This window comes from Geodermatophilus sp. YIM 151500 (genome assembly GCF_025716945.1).
Taxonomy (GTDB): Bacteria; Actinomycetota; Actinomycetes; order Mycobacteriales; family Geodermatophilaceae; genus YIM-151500.
Genome location: NZ_JAOVZT010000035.1, coordinates 1 through 1,525, shown reverse-complemented (window position 1 = coordinate 1,525; position 1,525 = coordinate 1). Strand labels below are relative to the sequence as shown.

Sequence of the window (1,525 nt, the reverse complement as noted above, 5' to 3'; positions counted from 1 at the left end):
ACACGTGAGTTGTTCATGGCCCTGTTCGGGCCGCCCTGACGGGATGAAAATGCTGGCGGCGCCGGCCGGTGACATCGTGTGACCTTGGTGCTCGCGAGCCCGGATGTGAGTTGGATGCCGGGGCCGCCCGTCAGGGACCCTGACTTGTTGCCTTGAGCACGCGGATCAGACTCTTCGCTCGTCCCGGCGGCCCTCCGGGCGGCGCCGTCCTCGCCGTCGGGAAGGAGAAGCGCGATGGACGTGCTGATCGAGCGCTGCGCCGGGCTGGACATCGGCAAGAAGGACCTCAAGGCCTGCGTGCGCCGCCCCGCCGCACGGGCCGGCCGCCGGGCATCGGAGGCGCGCACCTTCGCCACCACCACCCGCGGCCTGCTGGCCCTGGCCGAGTGGCTGGCGGATGAGCAGGTGACGGTGGTGGGCATGGAGTCCACCGGCGACTACTGGAAGCCGGTGTTCTACCTGCTCGAGGGGACCTTCGAGACCCAGCTGCTCAACGCCCGGCACATCCGCAACGTCCCGGGGCGCAAGACCGACGTCACCGACGCGGTGTGGATCGCCCAACTGGTCGAGCACGGCCTGGTCCGGCCCAGCTTGGTGCCTCCGCCGCCGATCCGCCGGCTGCGTGACCTGACCCGGTATCGGGCCAGCCTGGTCGGCGAACGCTCCCGGGAGGCTCAGCGGCTGGACAAGCTGCTCGAAGACGCCGGGGTGAAGCTGTCCACCGTGGTCAGCGACGTGCTCGGCGCCTCCGGGCGGGCCATGCTCGGCGCACTGATCGACGGCCAACGCGACCCGCAGACCCTCGCCGACCTCGGCGACCGGCGGCTGCGGGCCACTCCGGCGGCGCTGGCCGAAGCGCTGCAGGGCAACTTCACCGCCCACCACGCCACCCTGGCCCGGCTGATGCTGACCCACATCGACCAACTGAGCGCGGCCATCGCCGCGCTCGACGCCGAGGTCGACGCCGAGATGGCGCCCTTCACCGCCGAGCGCGACCGGCTGGACACCATCCCCGGGGTGAGCAAGCGGGCCGCCGAGGTGCTCATCGCCGAACTCGGCGTGGACATGAGCCGCTTCCCCACGCCGGGGCACCTGGCCTCCTGGGCCGGGATGTGCCCGGGCAACAACGAGTCCGCCGGCACGCACCACTCCGGGCGCACCCGCAAGGGCGACCCGTGGCTGCGCGGCATCCTCGGCGAGATCGCCATGACCGCCGCCCGCAACCGGAGCAGCCATCTCGGCGCCCGCTACCGGCGACTGGCCACCCGCCGCGGCAAGAAACGTGCCCTGGTCGCCGTCGGTCACGCCGTGCTTCTCGCCGCCTGGTCGATGCTCACCACCGGCACCGACTACACCGACCGCGGCCCCGACCACGCCCCGCGACCGGTCAGCGATCCGGCCCGCCGCGTCGCCCAACTGCTGGCCCAGCTCAACGCTCTTGGCTACCGAGCCACCCTGGACCCGATCACCGTCAGCTGACCTCGTCAGCGACTGCTCGGGGGCCTTTTCGGATCAGGTCGTACGC

Annotated in this window: 1 protein-coding gene; it reads left to right on the top strand. The window is 71.9% G+C overall.

The genetic code is table 11. The features are described from left to right. Nucleotides 1–234 precede the first annotated feature (234 nt). Complete coding sequence (locus OF117_RS22015; RefSeq protein WP_263554998.1) at nucleotides 235–1,479, top strand: IS110 family transposase; 1,245 nt, start codon at nucleotides 235–237, stop codon at nucleotides 1,477–1,479. The last annotated feature ends 46 nt before the right edge of the window (nucleotides 1,480–1,525 follow it).

What these genes read in the sequence shown, in the direction of transcription:
- OF117_RS22015 (WP_263554998.1), top strand. Translation starts at nt 235, where the DNA reads ATGGACGTGCTGATCGAGCGCTGCGCCGGGCTGGACATCGGCAAGAAG.